Source organism: Burkholderia semiarida, from assembly GCF_029268935.1.
Lineage (GTDB): Bacteria > Pseudomonadota > Gammaproteobacteria > Burkholderiales > Burkholderiaceae > Burkholderia > Burkholderia semiarida.
The window spans coordinates 650,831-667,867 of sequence record NZ_JAHLCL010000003.1 but is presented as its reverse complement, the minus strand read 5'-3'; the positions used below and the strand labels follow the sequence as shown (position 1 = coordinate 667,867).

The 17,037-nt window shown below is 62.7% G+C and carries 17 protein-coding genes; 7 read left to right on the top strand and 10 right to left on the bottom strand.

All coding sequences use genetic code 11. The features are described from left to right. Nucleotides 1–64: 64 nt before the first annotated feature. Entirely contained in the window at nucleotides 65–553 is a 489-nt protein-coding gene (locus KPB06_RS06825; RefSeq protein WP_275905543.1) for a very short patch repair endonuclease, read from the top strand. Here the strand turns inward: KPB06_RS06825 and KPB06_RS06820 are convergent. From KPB06_RS06820 to dnaA, 5 genes are all read right to left on the bottom strand, one after another. Then, nucleotides 498–2,117 (bottom strand): DNA cytosine methyltransferase, encoded by a 1,620-nt coding sequence (locus tag KPB06_RS06820; RefSeq protein ID WP_275905542.1) that lies wholly within the window; start codon nucleotides 2,115–2,117, stop codon nucleotides 498–500. The genes KPB06_RS06825 and KPB06_RS06820 overlap by 56 nt on opposite strands. A gap of 8 nt (nucleotides 2,118–2,125) precedes the next feature. Then, complete coding sequence (locus tag KPB06_RS06815) at nucleotides 2,126–2,488, bottom strand: hypothetical protein (RefSeq protein WP_275905541.1); 363 nt, start codon at nucleotides 2,486–2,488, stop codon at nucleotides 2,126–2,128. Nucleotides 2,489–2,724: 236 nt separating this feature from the next. After that, a complete protein-coding gene (gene gyrB / locus KPB06_RS06810) occupies nucleotides 2,725–5,199 on the bottom strand; it encodes a DNA topoisomerase (ATP-hydrolyzing) subunit B (protein WP_275905617.1) in 2,475 nt (824 codons plus the stop codon). 191 nt (nucleotides 5,200–5,390) lie between these two features. Beyond that, on the bottom strand, nucleotides 5,391–6,497 hold the full coding sequence (gene dnaN, locus KPB06_RS06805; protein WP_006756934.1) for a DNA polymerase III subunit beta: 1,107 nt from the start codon (nucleotides 6,495–6,497) through the stop codon (nucleotides 5,391–5,393). A gap of 170 nt (nucleotides 6,498–6,667) precedes the next feature. Then, complete coding sequence (dnaA, locus tag KPB06_RS06800; RefSeq protein ID WP_275905540.1) at nucleotides 6,668–8,245, bottom strand: chromosomal replication initiator protein DnaA; 1,578 nt, start codon at nucleotides 8,243–8,245, stop codon at nucleotides 6,668–6,670. A 421-nt stretch (nucleotides 8,246–8,666) separates the two neighbouring features. Between dnaA and rpmH the strand changes: the two genes are divergently transcribed. From rpmH to yidC, 4 genes are all read left to right on the top strand, one after another. Then, nucleotides 8,667–8,801, top strand: a complete 135-nt coding sequence (gene rpmH, locus KPB06_RS06795; RefSeq protein WP_004198824.1) for a 50S ribosomal protein L34 — start codon at nucleotides 8,667–8,669, stop codon at nucleotides 8,799–8,801. Nucleotides 8,802–8,816: 15 nt separating this feature from the next. Further along, nucleotides 8,817–9,278 (top strand): ribonuclease P protein component, encoded by a 462-nt coding sequence (gene rnpA / locus KPB06_RS06790; RefSeq protein WP_034208729.1) that lies wholly within the window; start codon nucleotides 8,817–8,819, stop codon nucleotides 9,276–9,278. Nucleotides 9,279–9,353: 75 nt separating this feature from the next. Continuing rightward, nucleotides 9,354–9,620, top strand: a complete 267-nt coding sequence (gene yidD / locus KPB06_RS06785) for a membrane protein insertion efficiency factor YidD (protein ID WP_006750110.1) — start codon at nucleotides 9,354–9,356, stop codon at nucleotides 9,618–9,620. An 8-nt stretch (nucleotides 9,621–9,628) separates the two neighbouring features. Continuing rightward, nucleotides 9,629–11,290 (top strand): membrane protein insertase YidC, encoded by a 1,662-nt coding sequence (gene yidC, locus KPB06_RS06780; RefSeq protein ID WP_060010873.1) that lies wholly within the window; start codon nucleotides 9,629–9,631, stop codon nucleotides 11,288–11,290. Nucleotides 11,291–11,392: 102 nt separating this feature from the next. On the opposite strand, the gene KPB06_RS06775 is transcribed toward yidC, so the two are convergent. Next, complete coding sequence (locus KPB06_RS06775) at nucleotides 11,393–11,824, bottom strand: helix-turn-helix domain-containing protein (RefSeq protein ID WP_060010875.1); 432 nt, start codon at nucleotides 11,822–11,824, stop codon at nucleotides 11,393–11,395. A gap of 348 nt (nucleotides 11,825–12,172) precedes the next feature. On the opposite strand from KPB06_RS06775, the gene mnmE reads away from it, so the two are divergent. Beyond that, nucleotides 12,173–13,567, top strand: coding sequence for a tRNA uridine-5-carboxymethylaminomethyl(34) synthesis GTPase MnmE (mnmE, locus tag KPB06_RS06770; RefSeq protein WP_226094317.1), 1,395 nt, complete (start codon nucleotides 12,173–12,175; stop codon nucleotides 13,565–13,567). A gap of 300 nt (nucleotides 13,568–13,867) precedes the next feature. Here mnmE and KPB06_RS06765 read toward each other — a convergent pair whose 3' ends face one another. The 4 genes from KPB06_RS06765 to KPB06_RS06750 form a co-directional block, all read right to left on the bottom strand. After that, entirely contained in the window at nucleotides 13,868–13,993 is a 126-nt protein-coding gene (locus KPB06_RS06765) for a hypothetical protein (protein ID WP_256097665.1), read from the bottom strand. Between the two features lie 149 nt (nucleotides 13,994–14,142). After that, entirely contained in the window at nucleotides 14,143–15,501 is a 1,359-nt protein-coding gene (locus tag KPB06_RS06760; protein WP_275905539.1) for a sensor domain-containing diguanylate cyclase, read from the bottom strand. A gap of 109 nt (nucleotides 15,502–15,610) precedes the next feature. Continuing rightward, a complete protein-coding gene (locus KPB06_RS06755) occupies nucleotides 15,611–15,859 on the bottom strand; it encodes a DUF2795 domain-containing protein (protein WP_060966488.1) in 249 nt (82 codons plus the stop codon). 116 nt (nucleotides 15,860–15,975) lie between these two features. After that, a complete protein-coding gene (locus KPB06_RS06750) occupies nucleotides 15,976–16,146 on the bottom strand; it encodes a hypothetical protein (RefSeq protein WP_006489933.1) in 171 nt (56 codons plus the stop codon). 149 nt (nucleotides 16,147–16,295) lie between these two features. Here KPB06_RS06750 and speG point away from each other — a divergent pair, with 149 nt between their 5' ends. Next, nucleotides 16,296–16,853 (top strand): spermidine N1-acetyltransferase, encoded by a 558-nt coding sequence (speG, locus tag KPB06_RS06745; RefSeq protein WP_059573584.1) that lies wholly within the window; start codon nucleotides 16,296–16,298, stop codon nucleotides 16,851–16,853. Nucleotides 16,854–17,037 lie beyond the last annotated feature (184 nt).

Here is a 17,037-nt window from a genome sequence, read left to right as displayed (position 1 = left end):
CGAATTTTGCGTTATAAGATTGTGATTAACGCCGCAAATATGCAAGTGTAATGCACTAAAGCCCATGCGCATCCCGACCACTCCTCAGCGTAGCCGCATGATGTCGAGCATTCGCGGGAAGAATACTCGACCTGAACGAATGCTTCGCTCGATTATGTTCGCCAAGGGATTCCGGTACAGGCTCCACGTACGAGATCTGCCGGGTTCTCCCGATCTCGTGCTCCCGAAACACAGGGCCGCAATATTCGTTCACGGCTGTTTCTGGCACAGGCATGAAGGTTGTCGATACACTACCATCCCAAAGGCAAACGCAGAATTCTGGAAGCAGAAATTCGAAAGTAACGTTGACCGGGACACGCGCCATGTCGCGATGCTTCGCGACCTTGACTGGCGTGTGGCTATCGTTTGGGAGTGTTCCCTGAAGCATGCACCCCAAGACACGGCGCGGATTGTGGAGGAGTGGCTACATGGCGAAGAGGTTTTCCTCGTAGTCGGTTTTAGTCCGCTTCTGCAAGCAGCAGTAGCTGCTTCGCCGTCAGGTGCGACTCGGTGATCGTGGACTCGTTCTGCGAAGAGTCAACTGTTTTCTTCCGATTCTTTCTATTCATCTGATTCAGAAGATTGCGCACTATTTTCGCGAGCTTGTGAGCCAGCAGCGGGGGAACCGCATTCCCGACTTGGGTGTACTGTTCGGTGCGATTACCCTCAAAAAAGTAGTTGTCGGGAAACGTCTGGAGTCTTGCGGCTTCCCGAACCGTCAGGCTTCTGCACTGCGCAGGGTCATAGTGAATGTAGTAATGGCCATCCTTGGCAATGTGTGCCACCACGGTCGTTGCGGGTTTATTTCTACATTGCACCCGAAAGCGATCCTTGAACGGAATGGCTTCTGCCCCACCCTCAACATGGACATTGACGTGAGCCGGAAGCAGCTTCGGAGGAAAGACGTTCAGTTGCGGGAAATAACCAGCGGAATGAGCGAAACAAGCCGAAAACAGATAGCGAGCGAGATCCGACGCCATGTGGGATCGAGCCTCATGCTGACAGACGCCACCAAGACTTCTGTCATGCAGCCACCGCTGAAGCTCAGTGGACTTCTTTGGCCTCTTGAAATTCTTGGCAAAGAATGGTCCGCCAGTAGACGTGCTCGTCGCTGCGCCGGCAAACGAGCGCATCGTTTCGATCATGCTGGCCTCGTCCCCGGTTCGCCATCCCTTGACGTAGCTTGGTGCTGCCTGAACCGCTGTGCGCCATGCCTCGAGTGAGTCCCCCCGTGACAAGCGGCTTCGAATTCGCGGAAGATCATCAATGGTCTGTCTTACCGTGATGGGCTTCGGCGCTGGCGTCAACAATTCATGCTTGGGCAGGCCGGCATCCTTCCTGACACCGAGCAGAATCACTCTATGCCTGCTCTGGGGAATCCCGTAACGTTCTGCATGGATAACATAGTCGATTGGCTGCAGACCGTCGTCGCTGCCCCCCTTGACGAAGGAGCGAATCTCGTATTCAAGTCCGTCGGCTGGCATCGAAAGATCAGTAATGATCTTCTCGAACATTGGGTCTCCGGAGTGCTGCGACGAGAGCAGCCCTTTCACGTTCTCCATCACGAATATGGTCGGCTTGTGGACCCTGATGATTCGCAGGTACTCCTTGTACAGAAAGTGCTTTTCGTCCTTATGAAAGGTCTTGTCATTAGCACGTCTCGAGCGGCCCGCAAGTGAGTACGCTTGACAGGGTGGCCCCCCGATCAGTACCCAGATTTCCTGCCCCTTCAATGCCGCCCTGATTTCACTGTCGATGCCACTTTCGTCGGACTTTCCCAGTTCCAGACATCTGGCCTCTGCCTCTGCCTCTGCAAACGCACTGGCAACGGATGGAATGCGGCGGAAAGTTGCTTCATTGATTTCACCGCGTACGTAGCGGTAGTAATGCCTTACATCCTTAGTTCCACGGAGATGCCTGAACACTGCGCGCAGGGTCAGTGTTCGGTGGGCGACAGGATTTTTTTCAATGGAAAGGCCGATCTTGAAGAAGGCCTTTCCACCCCGTCCCTTGACGGAGGCAAATCCTTCCCCAAGTCCCCCAGGTCCTGCAAATAGATCGATTATGGGAATCGGCATGCTTTACCTCAGTGATATCCAATTTGAGCGAGGAGCTGTTCAATGACGTCACTGGCCTCTCGCTGGCGCAGCGCCCTCAACTTTCGCTGCTGTGGCTCGTTGCCTTCGCTCAGGTCGAATTTTGCCACTGCGACCGGCCGTCCTTGCAATAACTCTCCGTCTCCGCCATCAGAACAAAAAGGCGCCGGCAATGTGTCCAGCATGCTTTTCACCGCGTCACGGTGCTTGCCTTCAAGTGCCTTGCGAAACACTTGACCAGCCGCGTCTGTGCGTTTGGGCGAGCGCTTTATGCCACAGATCAGGTCATGCGCATCCGTGCGCTCGAAGCGCTGATCGAACGCGAACACTTTCAAACAGGTAAAGCAGATCAAGTTGGCGTGCTTGATCCTTTTGACAGCAATCCCGCCACAATCCACTAGTTCTGCCTAGATCTTGGTGACCTCATCGAGCTCCGAGTCGAAATCTCGTTGTGGTCATGCAGAGACTGGGCGTCGCTCGAATGCGGCCCAGTCGAGCACACTTGGCTTTCCTGTAATAGAAAAGGCCCATATGATCCTGAACTCATGGGCCTTGATTCCATAGGCTATTCAGCTACTAGCGAACTGCATCAAACGTCAATATTCCCCGCCCGCAACGCATTCGACTCGATAAACGCCCGCCGCGGCTCGACATCATCCCCCATGAGGGTGGTAAAGATCCCGTCCGCAGCAATAGCATCCTCGATCTGCACACGCAGCAGACGCCGCACTGCCGGATCCATCGTCGTTTCCCACAGCTGCTCGGGGTTCATCTCGCCGAGCCCCTTATAGCGTTGTTTAGAGACGTTGCGTTCAGCATCCGCCAGCAGCCACTTCATCGCGCTCTTGAAGTCCGCCACGGCCATGCTGCGCTCACCGCGCTTGATGACTGCGCCTTCCCCAATCAGCCCCTTGAACGTATTCGCCGTCGTCACGAGCTGCTGATAATCCGCCGTGTGCTGGAATTCCTGGTCGATGACCGAAACGCGCACGTTACCGTGATGCGTCCGCTCGACATGCAGTGCCCGCTGTTCGCGAACCGCGTCATACGAAGGCACGACCCGCACTTCGTTCTTCAGCGCTTCATCATGCAACGCGGCATGAAGAGCCTTAGCCGAAGTCTCGGTCGAAGCCTCATTGGAGAGATCGATCACCACGCCGTCCATGACCGCTTCCAGCGCGGCCGGGTCATACAACCGGCTCAACCGCTCGATCACGCTCTGCGACAGCAGATACGACCGCGCCAGCTCCCCAAGCGCATCACCCGAAATCGCCGCCGCATTCTCACCCGGCACCAGCTCCGACCCTTGCAGCGCCAACCGCAGCATATGCGCGTTGAGCTCCACGTCGTCCTTCAGATACCGCTCGTCCTTGCCCGCCTTGATCTTGTAAAGCGGCGGCTGCGCGATATACACGTACCCGCGCTCGATCATGTCCGGCATCTGGCGATAGAGGAACGTGAGCAGCAGCGTCCGGATGTGCGCACCGTCGACGTCCGCGTCGGTCATGATGATGATGCGGTGATAGCGCAGCTTGTCGAGGTTGTAGTCTTCCTTGCCGATGCCGCACCCAAGCGCGGTCACGAGCGTGACGATCTGCTCCGACGACAGCAGCTTGTCGTAGCGCGCCTTCTCGACGTTCAGCACCTTGCCGCGCAGCGGCAGAATGGCCTGGAACTTCCGATCACGCCCTTGCTTCGCCGACCCACCTGCCGAGTCACCCTCGACGATGTAGATTTCGCACTTCGCCGGGTCTTTCTCCTGGCAGTCCGCGAGCTTGCCCGGCAGGCCGACGCCGTCGAGCACACCCTTCCGACGCGTCATCTCACGCGCCTTCCGCGCCGCATCACGCGCCCGAGCCGCCTCAACGATCTTCCCGCAAATGATCTTCGCGTCGATCGGCGTTTCCAGCAGGAACTCTTCCAGCGCCTTCGCCACAACTTCCTCAACCGGCGCACGAACCTCGGAAGAAACCAGCTTGTCCTTCGTCTGCGAGCTGAACTTCGGCTCCGGCACCTTCACGGAGAGCACGCACGACAGCCCTTCGCGCATGTCGTCGCCGGTCGTTTCGACCTTCGCCTTCTTCGCGATTTCGTTGTCGGTGATGTACTTGTTGATGACGCGCGTCATCGCGGCCCGCAGGCCGGTCAGGTGCGTGCCGCCGTCGCGCTGCGGAATGTTGTTCGTGAAGCACAGCACGTTTTCGTTGTAGCTGTCGTTCCACTGCATCGCGACTTCGACGCCCACGCCGTCCTTCTCGCCGTTGGCGAAGAACACCGTCGGGTGCAGGTTGGTCTTTGTCTTGTTGATGTACTCGACGAAGCCCTTCACACCGCCGGCGAACGCGAAATCGTCTTCCTTGCCGGAACGCAGGTCGGTGAGACGAATCCGCACGCCGTTGTTCAGGAACGAAAGCTCGCGCATCCGCTTGGCCAGAATGTCGTAGTGATACTCGACCGTCCCGAAAATGGTCGGATCGGCCATGAAATGCACTTCGGTGCCGCGGTTCTCGGTGTCGCCGGTCACGAGCATCGGCGACACTTCCACGCCGTCCACCACTTCGATCACGCGATCCTGCGCGACGCCGCGGTGGAACTCCATGAACCGCTTCTTGCCGTCGCGGCGCACGGTCAGGCGCAGCCAGCTCGACAGCGCGTTCACGCACGACACGCCCACGCCGTGCAGGCCGCCGGACACCTTGTAGCTGTTCTGGTCGAACTTGCCGCCTGCATGCAGCTCGGTCATCACGATCTCGGCGGCGCTGCGCTTCGGCTCGTGCTTGTCGTTCATCTTCACGTCGGTCGGAATCCCGCGGCCGTTGTCGACCACGGAAATCGAGTTGTCGGCGTGAATCGTCACGTGGATGTCGTTGCAGTACCCGGCCAGCGCTTCGTCGATCGAGTTGTCGAGCACCTCGAACACGAGGTGGTGCAGACCGGTGCCGTCCGACGTGTCGCCGATGTACATCCCGGGGCGCTTGCGCACCGCTTCCAGACCTTCGAGGATCTGGATCGACGAGGCGCCGTAGCTGCTGTTATCGGGTTGCGAATTGTGCTGTTCACTCATGGATATCTTCCGGTTCTGCGGGGCCACTCTCGTGGCGGCGCGGTGCGTTTCAGCGAGAAATCGCCGGGCCGCTCCAGTTTCCTGGCCCGCCCGAGGCGCCGAAACGGCACCAAAAGGGCGGGTTGTCAGTTCGCCATAAAAACGCCAAAGGGGCTTGCCGCCCCCTGGTGTGTGTCGCGATGTCGAGCGCGTCAGATGCGCATCGGCATCACGACATACTTGAACTCGTCGTTCTCGGGCACGGTGATCAGCGCGCTCGAGCTGGCGTCGCCGAGGCTCACCTGCACGGTGTCGACCTTCAGGTTCGCGAGCACGTCGAGCAGATACGTGACGTTGAAGCCGATGTCGACGGTATCGCCCTGGTAGGCGATTTCGAGTTCTTCCTGCGCCTCTTCCTGATCGGCGTTGGTCGACATGATCTTCAGCTGGCCCGGCGCGATGATGCAGCGCACGCCCTTGAACTTGTCCGAGGTCAGGATCGCCGCACGCTGCAGCGAACGCTGCAGTTCTTCACGGCCGATTTCGAACGTGTTCTTGTGCGCCTTCGGGATCACGCGCTGGAAGTCGGGGAACTTGCCCTCGACGAGTTTCGACACGAGCTCGACCTGGCCGAACGTGAACTTGGCCTGGGTTTGCGCGATGTCGATGGTGACGGTGTCGTCGATGTCTTCGAGCAGGCGCTGCAGCTCGAGAATCGTCTTGCGCGGCACGATGACTTCCTGGCGGCCGAACGTGCCGCCTTCGAGCTTCATCGACGAGAACGCGAGGCGGTGGCCGTCGGTGGCCACGGCCATCAGCTGGTCGCCGTCGACGACGAGCAGCATGCCGTTCAGGTAGTAGCGGATGTCCTGCTGCGCCATCGCGAAGTGCACCATGCCGAGCAACTGGCGGAACGACTTCTGCGGGACGGTGAGCGTGGCGCCGAAATCCTTCGCCTGCGCGACGGTCGGGAACTCGTCGGCCGCCAGCGTCTGCAGTGCGAAACGGCTCTTGCCCGACTGAACGGTGAGGCGCTTGTCGGCGAGCGACAGCGTGACCTGGCCGTCAGGCATCGCGCGCAGGATGTCGAGCAGCTTGCGCGCCGCGACGGTGGTCGCGACCTGGTCGCCGCCGACGCCGAAATCGGCGCGCGTGGTGATCTGCAGCTCCAGGTCGGTCGACAGGAATGAAACGTCCGGGCCGTTCTTGGTGATCAGCAGGTTGGCGAGGATCGGCAACGTATGGCGGCGTTCGACGATGCCGCTGACCGTTTGCAGCGGCCTGAGGAGGGTGTCTCGTTCGGTCTTGACCAGTTGCATAGAGTTCCTTCGTTGAGTAACGGCCTGCAGCGCAGCAGCCACGCAGCGCCCCGCCGGCCGGGCTCTTGGCCCGCCACCACCGGGGCGGTCAAACCAGTATTGTGCCTCAAAACCGAACCGCCCCCCTTAAATTGGGGCGGAGGCCGAATTATCAAGCGCGGCGCGCGCGCTCAGCCCTTCAGCGTCTGTTCCAGCACGTGCAACTCGTGGTTGAGCTGCGCGTCCTTGCTGCGCTCGTCGGCGATCTTGCGCACCGCGTGCAGCACGGTGGTGTGATCGCGCCCGCCGAACAGTTCGCCGATTTCCGGCAGGCTCTTCTGCGTGAGTTCCTTCGCCAGGTACATCGCAATCTGCCGCGGCCGCGCGATGTTCGCGGGGCGCTTCTTCGAGTACATATCCGCGACCTTGATGTTGTAGAAGTCGGCGACGGTCTTCTGGATGTTCTCGACCGAAATCTGCCGGTTCTGCACGGTCAGCAGGTCCTTCAGCGCTTCCTTGGTCAGCTCGATCGAGATCTCGCGGCCGTGGAACTTCGAATACGCGAGGATCTTGCGCAGCGCGCCTTCGAGCTCGCGCACGTTCGAGCGCAGGTGCTTCGCGACAAAGAACGCGACGTCTTCCGACAAATTCACGCCTTCCGACTGCGCCTTGCGCATCAGGATCGCGACGCGCATCTCCAGCTCCGGCGGCTCGATCGCGACGGTGAGGCCCGAGTCGAAGCGCGAGATCAGGCGATCGTCGATGCCCGAGATTTCCTTCGGATACGTGTCGCTGGTGATGATCACCTGCGCCTTGTTCGCGACGAGCGCCTCGAACGCGTAGAAGAATTCCTCTTGCGTGCGCGACTTGCCGGAGAAGAACTGGATATCGTCGATCAGCAGCAGGTCGAGCGAATGGTAGTAGCGCTTGAAGTCGTCGAACGCCTTGCGCTGGTACGCCTTCACCACGTCCGACACGTATTGCTCGGCGTGGATGTAGCGGATTCGCGCGCCGGCCTTGTCGAGCAGCAGCTGGTTGCCGATCGCGTGGATCAGGTGGGTCTTGCCGAGGCCGACGCCGCCGTACAGGAACAGCGGGTTGTACGAGATGCCGGGGTTGTCCGCGACCTGGATCGCGGCGGCGCGCGCGAGCTGGTTCGCCTTGCCGGTCACGAAGTTGTCGAACGTGAGCACGGGGTTCAGCTTCGAACGTTCGTACATCGAATCGGCTTCGCCGCCGTTCGCGGGTGCGGCGCCCGGGCCCGGACGCCACGTGCGGCGGCCGGCCGCCGCTTCGTGCGCGGGCAGGCTCGGCAGGTCGATGTCGGCGTCGTCGGCGTTCAGGTGGTGTGCGGCGGCCGCCGACGGCGTCATCGGCACGTCGGCCGGCGCGCTGGGCGCGGCCGACGCGTTCGCGGTCAGGTTGGCGGCGATCGCGGCGACCGTCGCGGCCGGGCCGCTCGGGGTCAGCGGCGCGCGCGGCGCGGCCGGTGCGGCGCCTGCCGCGGCGCTGCGCATGCCGGCCTTCGGGTCGAGGACGAACTGGACTTCGATCGGCGTGTTCCAGAATTCGCGGGCCAGATCGCTGATCCGGCCCGAAAACTGGCTCTTGACCCAGTCCAGCTTGAAGCGGTTCGGCGCGGCGATGGACAGCGTGTTCGCCGACGCATCGAAGGCCACCGGGGCCAAGGGTTTGATCCACGTCACGTACTGCTGGGGCGTCAGCTCGCGCTCCAGCAGTGCGGAACAGTGTTGCCAGAAATCGTTCATCAAGTAACTGTCGTTTTTTGCGTGCACAGCGCGGCTCGCCGGCGCCCTTGTCGCGGTCGCGCAACAAGGCCCGAAGCGGTCGTGCGAGCGTGCGTCGGACGCCTGCGTCACAGTGTTGGCGGGGCAGGCGCGAGCCGAAGCGGCGTGCGGGATTCTTGGAGATAAGGCGAGATTCTAACGCCAAACGCGGCCACAGCGGGACTTATCCACAGGCTGTGTTTGTGGGCCGCGGGGCCGGATCGGGGCGGGCCGGCACAGGCGAACGACGCGTAAAGTATTGACCGTCAACGGAAAAACGGTTTAAATAGCGGGTTCCGCGAAAACCAATCCTGTATTCCCGGCGATTGCGTTCGCCCGAATGCCTCCGGTTAAGGGCACGCGGTCCCCTGAATTTCGACATTCTCGAACAAGTGAGAACATCATGAAACGTACTTACCAACCGTCCGTGACGCGCCGCAAGCGCACCCATGGCTTCCGTGTCCGCATGAAGACGGCAGGTGGCCGCAAGGTCATCAACGCTCGCCGCGCGAAGGGCCGCAAGCGCCTCGCCATCTAAGGCAGGTTGCGCGCTGTGTCCGCCGTCCGCAGTCCTGCGGAAGGTGCCGTCGAGCCGGGTGCGAATCCGTCGCAGACGAAAGCCGCCTTCCCGAAAGCTGCGCGACTTCTGAAAACGGATGAATTTTCATCCGTTTTTCGTTTGCGCCCCTGGCGGCGCTCCGCGCACTTCGTGATTTACGGCAAGCCGACCGGTCAGCCCGCACGCCTGGGGCTCGTCATCGGCAAGAAGTATGCGCCGCGAGCGGTTACCCGTAACCTCGTGAAGCGGCTGGCGCGCGATGCGTTTCGCCTGCGCCGCGCCGAATTCGCCGGTTACGACCTGCTGCTGCGGCAGCACACGCGCTTCGACAAGAAAGCGCTGCCGAGCGCGGCTTCCGCCCCGCTCGCGGCGATGTGCGCGGCCGAGATCCGCGAGTTGCTCGACAGGGCAGCCCGGGAAATCGCGCGCCGCGCGTCGAAGCCCGCGTCCGAGTGACGCATCCGTGCCCGGTGCGGCGTTCGCGCCCGCCCGGCCGGTTTTGACGCGGCGTCGTACGGCGCCGCCCAAGGTATGGAAACGGTATTGATCGCCTTGCTGCGCTTCTACAAGGTTGCCGTGAGCCCGATGCTCGGCAACCGGTGCCGTTTTTATCCTTCCTGTTCGGATTACGCGCGCGAGGCAATCCAGTATCATGGCGCCGCGCGCGGCACGTATCTCGCCGTCAGGCGCGTGTGCCGATGCCATCCGTTTTCCGCGGGCGGCATCGACCTCGTCCCGCCGCCCAACTCCGACACTCGCGCTCGCGGCGAAGCCGACGCGCGGTCCCATCGACTCTGAGACAACGCATGGATATCAAACGCACCGTCCTATGGGTGATCTTCTTCATGTCAGCTGTCATGCTGTACGACAACTGGCAGCGGGACCATGGACGCCCGTCGATGTTCTTCCCGAGCGCCACGCAGACGGCCCCGGCCGCCGCCGGCGGCGCATCGGGCACGGGCGCGACGACGACCGCAGGTGACGTGCCTGCCGCCGCGGCCGGCGCCGCACCGTCGACGACGGCTCCGGCCGCGCAGGCGCAGCTGGTGAAGTTCTCGACCGACGTGTACGACGGCGAAATCGACACGCGCGGCGGCACGCTCGCGAAGCTGACGCTGAAGAAGCAGGGCGACGGCAAGCAGCCCGACCTGTACATCACGCTGTTCGACCACACGGCCGGCCACACGTATCTCGCACGTACGGGCCTCGTCGGCGGCGATTTCCCGAATCACACCGACGTCTACACGCAGCTGAACCCCGGCTCGACGTCGCTGACGGGCGACCAGAACACGCTGAAGCTGTCGTTCGAATCGCCGGTGAAGGGCGGCGTGAAGGTGATCAAGACCTACACGTTCACGCGCGGCAGCTACGTGATCGGCGTCGACACCAAGATCGACAACGTCGGCACGGCGCCCGTCACGCCGAGGCTCTATATGGAGCTCGTCCGCGACAACACGCCGGTCGAAACGCCGATGTTCTCGCATACGTTCCTCGGACCGGCGGTCTATACGGATGCGAAGCACTTTCAGAAGATCGACTTCAGCGATCTCGACAAGAATAAGGCGAACTTCGAGACCTCTGCCGACAACGGCTGGATCGCGATGGTGCAGCACTACTTCGCGTCGGCGTGGATTCCGCAACAAGGGGCGAAGCGCGACATCTACGCGAAGAAGTTTGACGGGTCGCTCTATCGCATCGGTGTGGAGCAGCCGGTCGCCGCGATCGCGCCGGGCCAGTCGGCCGACGTGCAGGCGCGCCTGTTCGCCGGTCCGGAAGAAGAGCGCATGCTCGAAGGCATCGCGCCGGGCCTGGAGCTCGTGAAGGATTACGGCTGGGTGACGATCATCGCGAAGCCGCTGTTCTGGCTGCTCGAGAAGATCCACGGCTATGTCGGCAACTGGGGCTGGGCGATCGTGCTGCTGACGGTGCTGATCAAGGCCGTGTTCTTCCCGCTGTCGGCGGCGAGCTACAAGTCGATGGCGCGCATGAAGGAAATCACGCCGCGCATGCAGGCGCTGCGCGAACGCTTCAAGAGCGATCCGCAGAAGATGAACGCCGCGCTGATGGAGTTGTACAAGACCGAGAAGGTCAATCCGTTCGGCGGCTGCCTGCCGGTCGTGATCCAGATTCCGGTGTTCATCTCGCTGTACTGGGTGCTGCTCGCGTCGGTCGAAATGCGCGGCGCGCCGTGGATTCTGTGGATTCACGACCTGTCGCAGCGCGATCCGTTCTTCATCCTGCCGGTGCTGATGGCCGTGTCGATGTTCGTGCAGACGAGCCTGAACCCGACGCCGCCGGATCCGGTCCAGGCGAAGATGATGAAGTTCATGCCGATCGCGTTCTCGGTGATGTTCTTCTTCTTCCCGGCCGGCCTCGTGCTGTACTACGTCGTGAACAACGTGCTGTCGATCGCGCAGCAGTACTACATCACGCGCAAGCTCGGCGGCGTGAAGAAGAAGCCGGCCTGACGCCAGTCGTACTCGCGGGCGGTTCGCCGCTCGCGATGCACGCAAAAAAAGCCGCATGGTTCATGACCGTGCGGCTTTTTGCTTTTCTGGTCCGATCCCGGCTCAGCCCTTCTTCGATTCGCCCACGTCGCCGTAGAACTGCTCGACCAACTCCTGCACGAGGTAGCGATGATGCGGCGACAACGCTTCGATCTTTGACGCGAGTTCGATCGTCTCGGGCGTCGGCGGATAGTGCTCGTCGCGCGGCAGCGGTTGCGGCGTCGCGTGTTCGATCACGCTTGGAGACGGGCCGTAATGCAGCCAGTGGACTTCGACGCGCAACCAGTCGGCGAGCGTCGCGAGTTTGTCCGGCGTCGGAATCGTGCGGCCCGTCAGCCATTTGTGCGCGGTTTGCGGCGAAACGGGCTGGGCTCCGCGATGGCGCAGATTGAATCGGTTCGCCAGTTCCGTCGCGCCGGTGACCTTCTCCGGGCTGCGCCGCAGGGCGAACTTCAGGCGTTCCGAGAACGCGGCTTTTTCTTCGGGTGTCGGCATGGGAGAGATTGTGCAATTCGGCCGACGTTTCTAAGACAACCATATAGGATAAACGTATCCTGTTCAGACGAATCCCGGCCTCGTACGGGCACATTGGCGGAATTGAGGGGCAAATCGTCCGCCTCCGCCAGCAGGCATACTTGTCCGAAACGAAGAGTATGCCAGCACGGGGTACTGATACTCGACTTATCCCCGTCGGGATAAATTCGGGCGAGTCCGAATTCGGCGTCGCGTCCGGTGGCGCGGGTGCCGACACGCTACAATGCCGGCGTTCCAACGCGCGAACTGTTGCGCCGGCGCACCGGCTACTCGCCGATTTCCCAGACTCCCCAGATTCGTCCGATTCCCATGCTCGCTACCGATTCCGATCCGATCGTCGCCATTGCCACCGCCGCCGGCCGGGGCGGCATCGGCGTTGTCCGCGTGTCGTTCGGGCGCGGCGGCGAGGCGGCCGCACTGCCGCTGATCGACGCGTTGTGCGGGCAGAAGCTCGCGCCGCGTCATGCGAGCTACGTGCCGTTTCTCGACGCGCATGGTGCGCCGCTCGACCGCGGGATCGCGCTGTATTTCCCGGCGCCGCATTCGTACACGGGCGAATACGTACTCGAGCTGCAGGGGCACGGCGGGCCGATCGTGATGCAGTTGCTGCTGCAGCGCTGCCTGGACGCGGGGCGCGGCTTCGGGCTGCGGCTCGCGGAGCCGGGCGAGTTCACGCGGCGCGCGTTCCTGAACGACAAGCTCGATCTCGCGCAGGCCGAAGCCGTCGCCGACCTGATCGAGGCGAGCACCGAGGCGGCCGCGCGCTCGGCCGGGCGTTCGCTCGACGGCGCGTTCTCGCGGCAGATCCATGCGCTCGTCGACGACGTGATCACGCTGCGGATGCTGGTCGAGGCGACGCTCGATTTTCCGGAGGAGGAAATCGACTTCCTCGAAGCGGCCGACGCGCGCGGCAAGCTCGCGAAGATCCGCGCGCAGCTCGCGCACGTGCTCGGCGATGCGCGGCAGGGCGCGCTGTTGCGCGAAGGGCTGTCGGTCGTGCTCGCGGGGCAGCCGAACGTCGGCAAGTCGTCGCTGCTGAATGCGCTGGCGGGTGCCGAGCTGGCGATCGTCACGCCGATCGCCGGCACGACGCGCGACAAGGTGGCGCAGACGATCCAGGTCGAAGGGATTCCGCTGCACATCATCGATACGGCCGGGTTGCGCGAGACGGAGGACGAGGTCGAGCGGATCGGCATTGCGCGCACGTGGAGCGAGATCGAGCGTGCGGACGTCGTGCTGCATCTGCTCGATTCGCGCACGGGGATGACGCCGGACGACGAAACGATCGCGGCGCGGTTTCCGGCCGGCGTGCCGGTGGTGCGCGTGCTGAACAAGACGGATCTGACCGGCGTGCCCGCGTGCGTCGAGCATCCGGCGGCGGAAGGCGATCTGACCGAGGTGCATCTGTCGGCGAAGCGCGGCGACGGGATCGACATGCTGCGCGCGGAGCTGCTGCGGATCGCCGGGTGGCAGGCGGGGGTCGAGGGCGTGTATCTCGCGCGCGAGCGGCATCTGATCGCGCTGCGGGCCGCGCAGGAACATCTCGCGCAGGCGGCCGATCATGCGGAGCAGCGCGCGCAGTCGCTCGATCTGTTTGCCGAAGAGCTTCGGCTCGCGCAGGAGCAGCTCAATGCGATTACCGGGGAGTTCACGTCGGATGATCTGCTGGGGGTGATTTTCAGCAGGTTTTGTATCGGGAAGTGACGCTCGCGCATTTGAAGTTCGAGAGTCCTTCGTGGCGCGTCATGCGTCTTTAAACGAGAAACGCGCTCACGATCGCTTCCCCGTTTGCATTGCTCGGCCTGTCATAAAATCCGCTGGCCGGTAAATATCACAACGTCGAATCCGCGCGTCAAAACAAATAGACGGCGCGCACTGGATCCGGATTTGGCACACGCCGTGAGGCTGGGCATCGTATGGCGCATACGGCGATCTCAACGATGTCGATCACGCCGGCTCGATCGCACGCAGGCCCGGATCGCTATGTCCGGACCTTCGCCCGCATCAATCCCAATGACGATGATGGTGATAATACCCACCCCCACCGTAATACCCGCCACCGTCAGGCACCACGATACAGCCGCTCAACAACACGGCGACGCCGGCAATCAGCAAAAGGGCCTTCTTCATCGCGTTCACCTGCTCGGATTCAATATGAAACCCAGCATAGCGAGCGGCTCCGGCCGAGGCTGTAAGCGATCGTATCCCCGCGCCGCAATCCGTAACGGCGGATTATTCCGGTCAAAATGACCGTAACAATTGGCCAAACAGCAGACGTTTCAGGCGACGACGACCCGGTTTCGCCCCGTGTCCTTCGCCCGATACAGCGCGGCATCGGCGGCCTCGATCAACGCGTCGGGCGTCGACAGGTCGTCGGCCGACACGGTCGCGCAGCCGATGCTGACGCTCACTCGCCCGGCCGGCGAATCGGGCATCGCGAGGTCGAGCCGCAGCACGGCTTCGCGCGCTTCGTCGGCCACCACCCGCGCACCGTGCGCGCCGGTATTCGGCAGCACGATCGCGAACTCCTCGCCGCCGTAGCGCGCGACGATATCGGTCGGCCGCCGCACCGCGCCGACCAGTGCATTCGCGACGGCGATCAGGCACGCATCGCCCTTCACGTGACCGAACGCATCGTTGTACGCCTTGAAGTGGTCGACGTCGACCATCAGCAGCGACAGCGGTTCGCCCTGCCGCCGCGCCTGCAGGAACAGCGTATGGAAATGGTCGTTGAAGTGGCTGCGGTTGAACGCACCCGTGAGCCCGTCGCGCGCGGACGAGCGAATCAGCGTCGCGTGCGCTTCGAACAGTTGCTGATACAGCATCGTCACTTCCCATGCGAGCACGCACACGAGCACGCCCGGCGTGAACATGCTGAACACGCGCGCGACATACCAGCCGAGCGTGAAGCGATGGGTGGACAGCAGGTTCAGCGTCGTATCGGTGAGGCACGCGAGCACCGCGATCGCGAGCCACAGGTCGAGCGTCGTGCGCAGCCGGCCGGTGACCAGCACGGCCACGAGCGCGAGCACGTTGAGGATCCATACGACGAGCGCGGTGCCGTTGACGGGCAGCACGGCCGTGTCGCGAGGCGGATGGAACGCGGGCGGCAGCGACACGTTCAGCGCGAGCACGCACAGCAGCGCCGCCGCGACGGCCGGGCCGCCGACGAGCGCGAGCGTCCAGCGGCGTGTTTCTTTCGCACCGACCGGCGCGCGCGTCAGCCGCTCGCGCGCGAACAGCGCGGCCATCACGAAGCACGGAAAGCCGGCATGCCAGAAGACCCACATCCATGCGGCGCTTTGCGGGCGCGCGCCGAGCAGGCCGTGCGGCGCGAACACGCCGGGAAAGGTCAGCAACTGCAGCGCGACGGCGAGCGCGGTGAACGCATAGGCGCCGCCGAGCGCACCGAGCACGGGCTGGCGCGTCACGGTGAACTGCGCGCCGAGGAAGAACGCCGCGATGCTCGCGGTCGTGAACACGGTGAGCGCGCACATCGGCATGAACGGCTCGACGGCCGGCAGCGCGACGTTCGCGTGCGGCACGGCGATCCCGAGCGTGAGCAGGATGACGAGCGCCGTCAGCGCGCCGAACCACAGCTGACGTTGCGTCGTGTGCTGGATCAGGATGCCTTCCATGGAGTCCCCCGGGCACGCGCGCGAAACGCCCGATCTTGCGCCGGGCGGCGCGCTCCCCGATCGCGGCGCGACCGGTGCGGCCCGATCCTATCGCGTTATTGGCATCCGCTCAAATGCCGAGCCCCGGGCCGAAGTTGCCGGCAATCCAGCGCGTGACGGCGTCGACGTCCGCGTAGTCCTGTTCGGGCAGGCCGTCGAGCATCGCCAGCACTTCGTTGCTGGCGCCGGCGTCGCGTGCGGCATCGACGATCGCATCCTTGTTCGCGGGATAGCGGACGGCCGCCAGCACATCGGCGATCTGCAGGTCGATCGTTTCGTTCGGGATATCGTGCGGAGGAAGGGCGGGCTTGTCGTTCACGTCGGTGTCTCGCGGGGTGGGGCGGGAATCGGGTCGAAGCGCAAGGGTCGTGCCCGCATGTTACCCGGCCTGGGGTGGCCGGCCCTGCGCATGCGGCGGATCGACGATGATCGAAGTCAATGCCCGCGTCGCACGCGGCGCCACGGATGCTTCCAGTCGATGTGCGGTGCGTTCTCGTCGCGCGGATGCTGGCGACGATGCTCCTGCCAGAGTTCGTCGGAAAACAGCGCAGCCACGATGACGAGCGGCAGCACGAGGAAAATTCCGAGGATGACTTGCTCGATCACGATAGCCTCCTTGCGGTGGCAGGAACCCTTGTTCCCATTCTAGGCTCTGAACTTCGCCCGCGTTCAATTTCTTACAGTGCGAAACGGGCCGGAACGCGGCCGCGCCGCAGGCATTCCGCGCATGCGGCGACATCAAAAAGGACACCAACATGCAACTTCAGAACGATACCCACACGCTCGCGCTACGGCCGCTGGAACGCCAGGACCTGCGCTTCGTCCACGAGCTGAACAACGACGCGAAGATCATGCGCTACTGGTTCGAGGAGCCGTACGAAACCTTCTCGGAACTGTCGCAACTGTACGACCGTCACGTGCACGATCAGCGCGAGCGCCGTTTCGTCGCGGTCGATGCGCGGGACGAACTGGTCGGCCTCGTCGAGCTGATCGAGCTCGACTACATCCACCGCCGCGGCGAGTTCCAGATCATCATCGCGCCGCAGTGCCAGGGGCGCGGCTATGCGGGCCAGGCGACGCGCCTCGCGATCGAATACGCGTTCAAGGTGCTGAACATGCGCAAGCTGTACCTGATCGTCGATACGTCCAATGCGGCCGCGATCCACGTGTACGAGAAATGCGGATTCCAGCACGAAGCCGAATTGAAGGAAGAATTTTTCGGAAATGGCGCGTATCACAACGCTTATCGCATGTGCATCTTCCAGCGCGATTATTTCGAGCGCCAGCAAACCGGATTGAATAAAGCAGGGTAAACACCACACGGACGAAATGCGCTTGCGACGGGGCACCGAGCGCGCCGAATAGAGGCGGCGATCTACGGATAAATACGGATGCGCCTATATCTGGCATTTTTCTTGTATCGGGTAAAGGCGCTGCCGCGCTGCGGTAAAAGTCGAATCATTTTGGATGACTTTATGTGCAACGCATCAAAATGAG

Coding starts and splice junctions, on each gene's coding strand:
- KPB06_RS06825 (WP_275905543.1), top strand. CDS start 65: ATGCGCATCCCGACCACTCCTCAGCGTAGCCGCATGATGTCGAGCATT.
- KPB06_RS06820 (WP_275905542.1), bottom strand. CDS start 2,117: ATGCCGATTCCCATAATCGATCTATTTGCAGGACCTGGGGGACTTGGG.
- gyrB (WP_275905617.1), bottom strand. CDS start 5,199: ATGAGTGAACAGCACAATTCGCAACCCGATAACAGCAGCTACGGCGCC.
- dnaN (WP_006756934.1), bottom strand. CDS start 6,497: ATGCAACTGGTCAAGACCGAACGAGACACCCTCCTCAGGCCGCTGCAA.
- dnaA (WP_275905540.1), bottom strand. CDS start 8,245: ATGAACGATTTCTGGCAACACTGTTCCGCACTGCTGGAGCGCGAGCTG.
- rpmH (WP_004198824.1), top strand. CDS start 8,667: ATGAAACGTACTTACCAACCGTCCGTGACGCGCCGCAAGCGCACCCAT.
- yidD (WP_006750110.1), top strand. CDS start 9,354: ATGGAAACGGTATTGATCGCCTTGCTGCGCTTCTACAAGGTTGCCGTG.
- yidC (WP_060010873.1), top strand. CDS start 9,629: ATGGATATCAAACGCACCGTCCTATGGGTGATCTTCTTCATGTCAGCT.
- KPB06_RS06775 (WP_060010875.1), bottom strand. CDS start 11,824: ATGCCGACACCCGAAGAAAAAGCCGCGTTCTCGGAACGCCTGAAGTTC.
- mnmE (WP_226094317.1), top strand. CDS start 12,173: ATGCTCGCTACCGATTCCGATCCGATCGTCGCCATTGCCACCGCCGCC.
- KPB06_RS06765 (WP_256097665.1), bottom strand. CDS start 13,993: ATGAAGAAGGCCCTTTTGCTGATTGCCGGCGTCGCCGTGTTGTTGAGC.
- KPB06_RS06760 (WP_275905539.1), bottom strand. CDS start 15,501: ATGGAAGGCATCCTGATCCAGCACACGACGCAACGTCAGCTGTGGTTC.
- speG (WP_059573584.1), top strand. CDS start 16,296: ATGCAACTTCAGAACGATACCCACACGCTCGCGCTACGGCCGCTGGAA.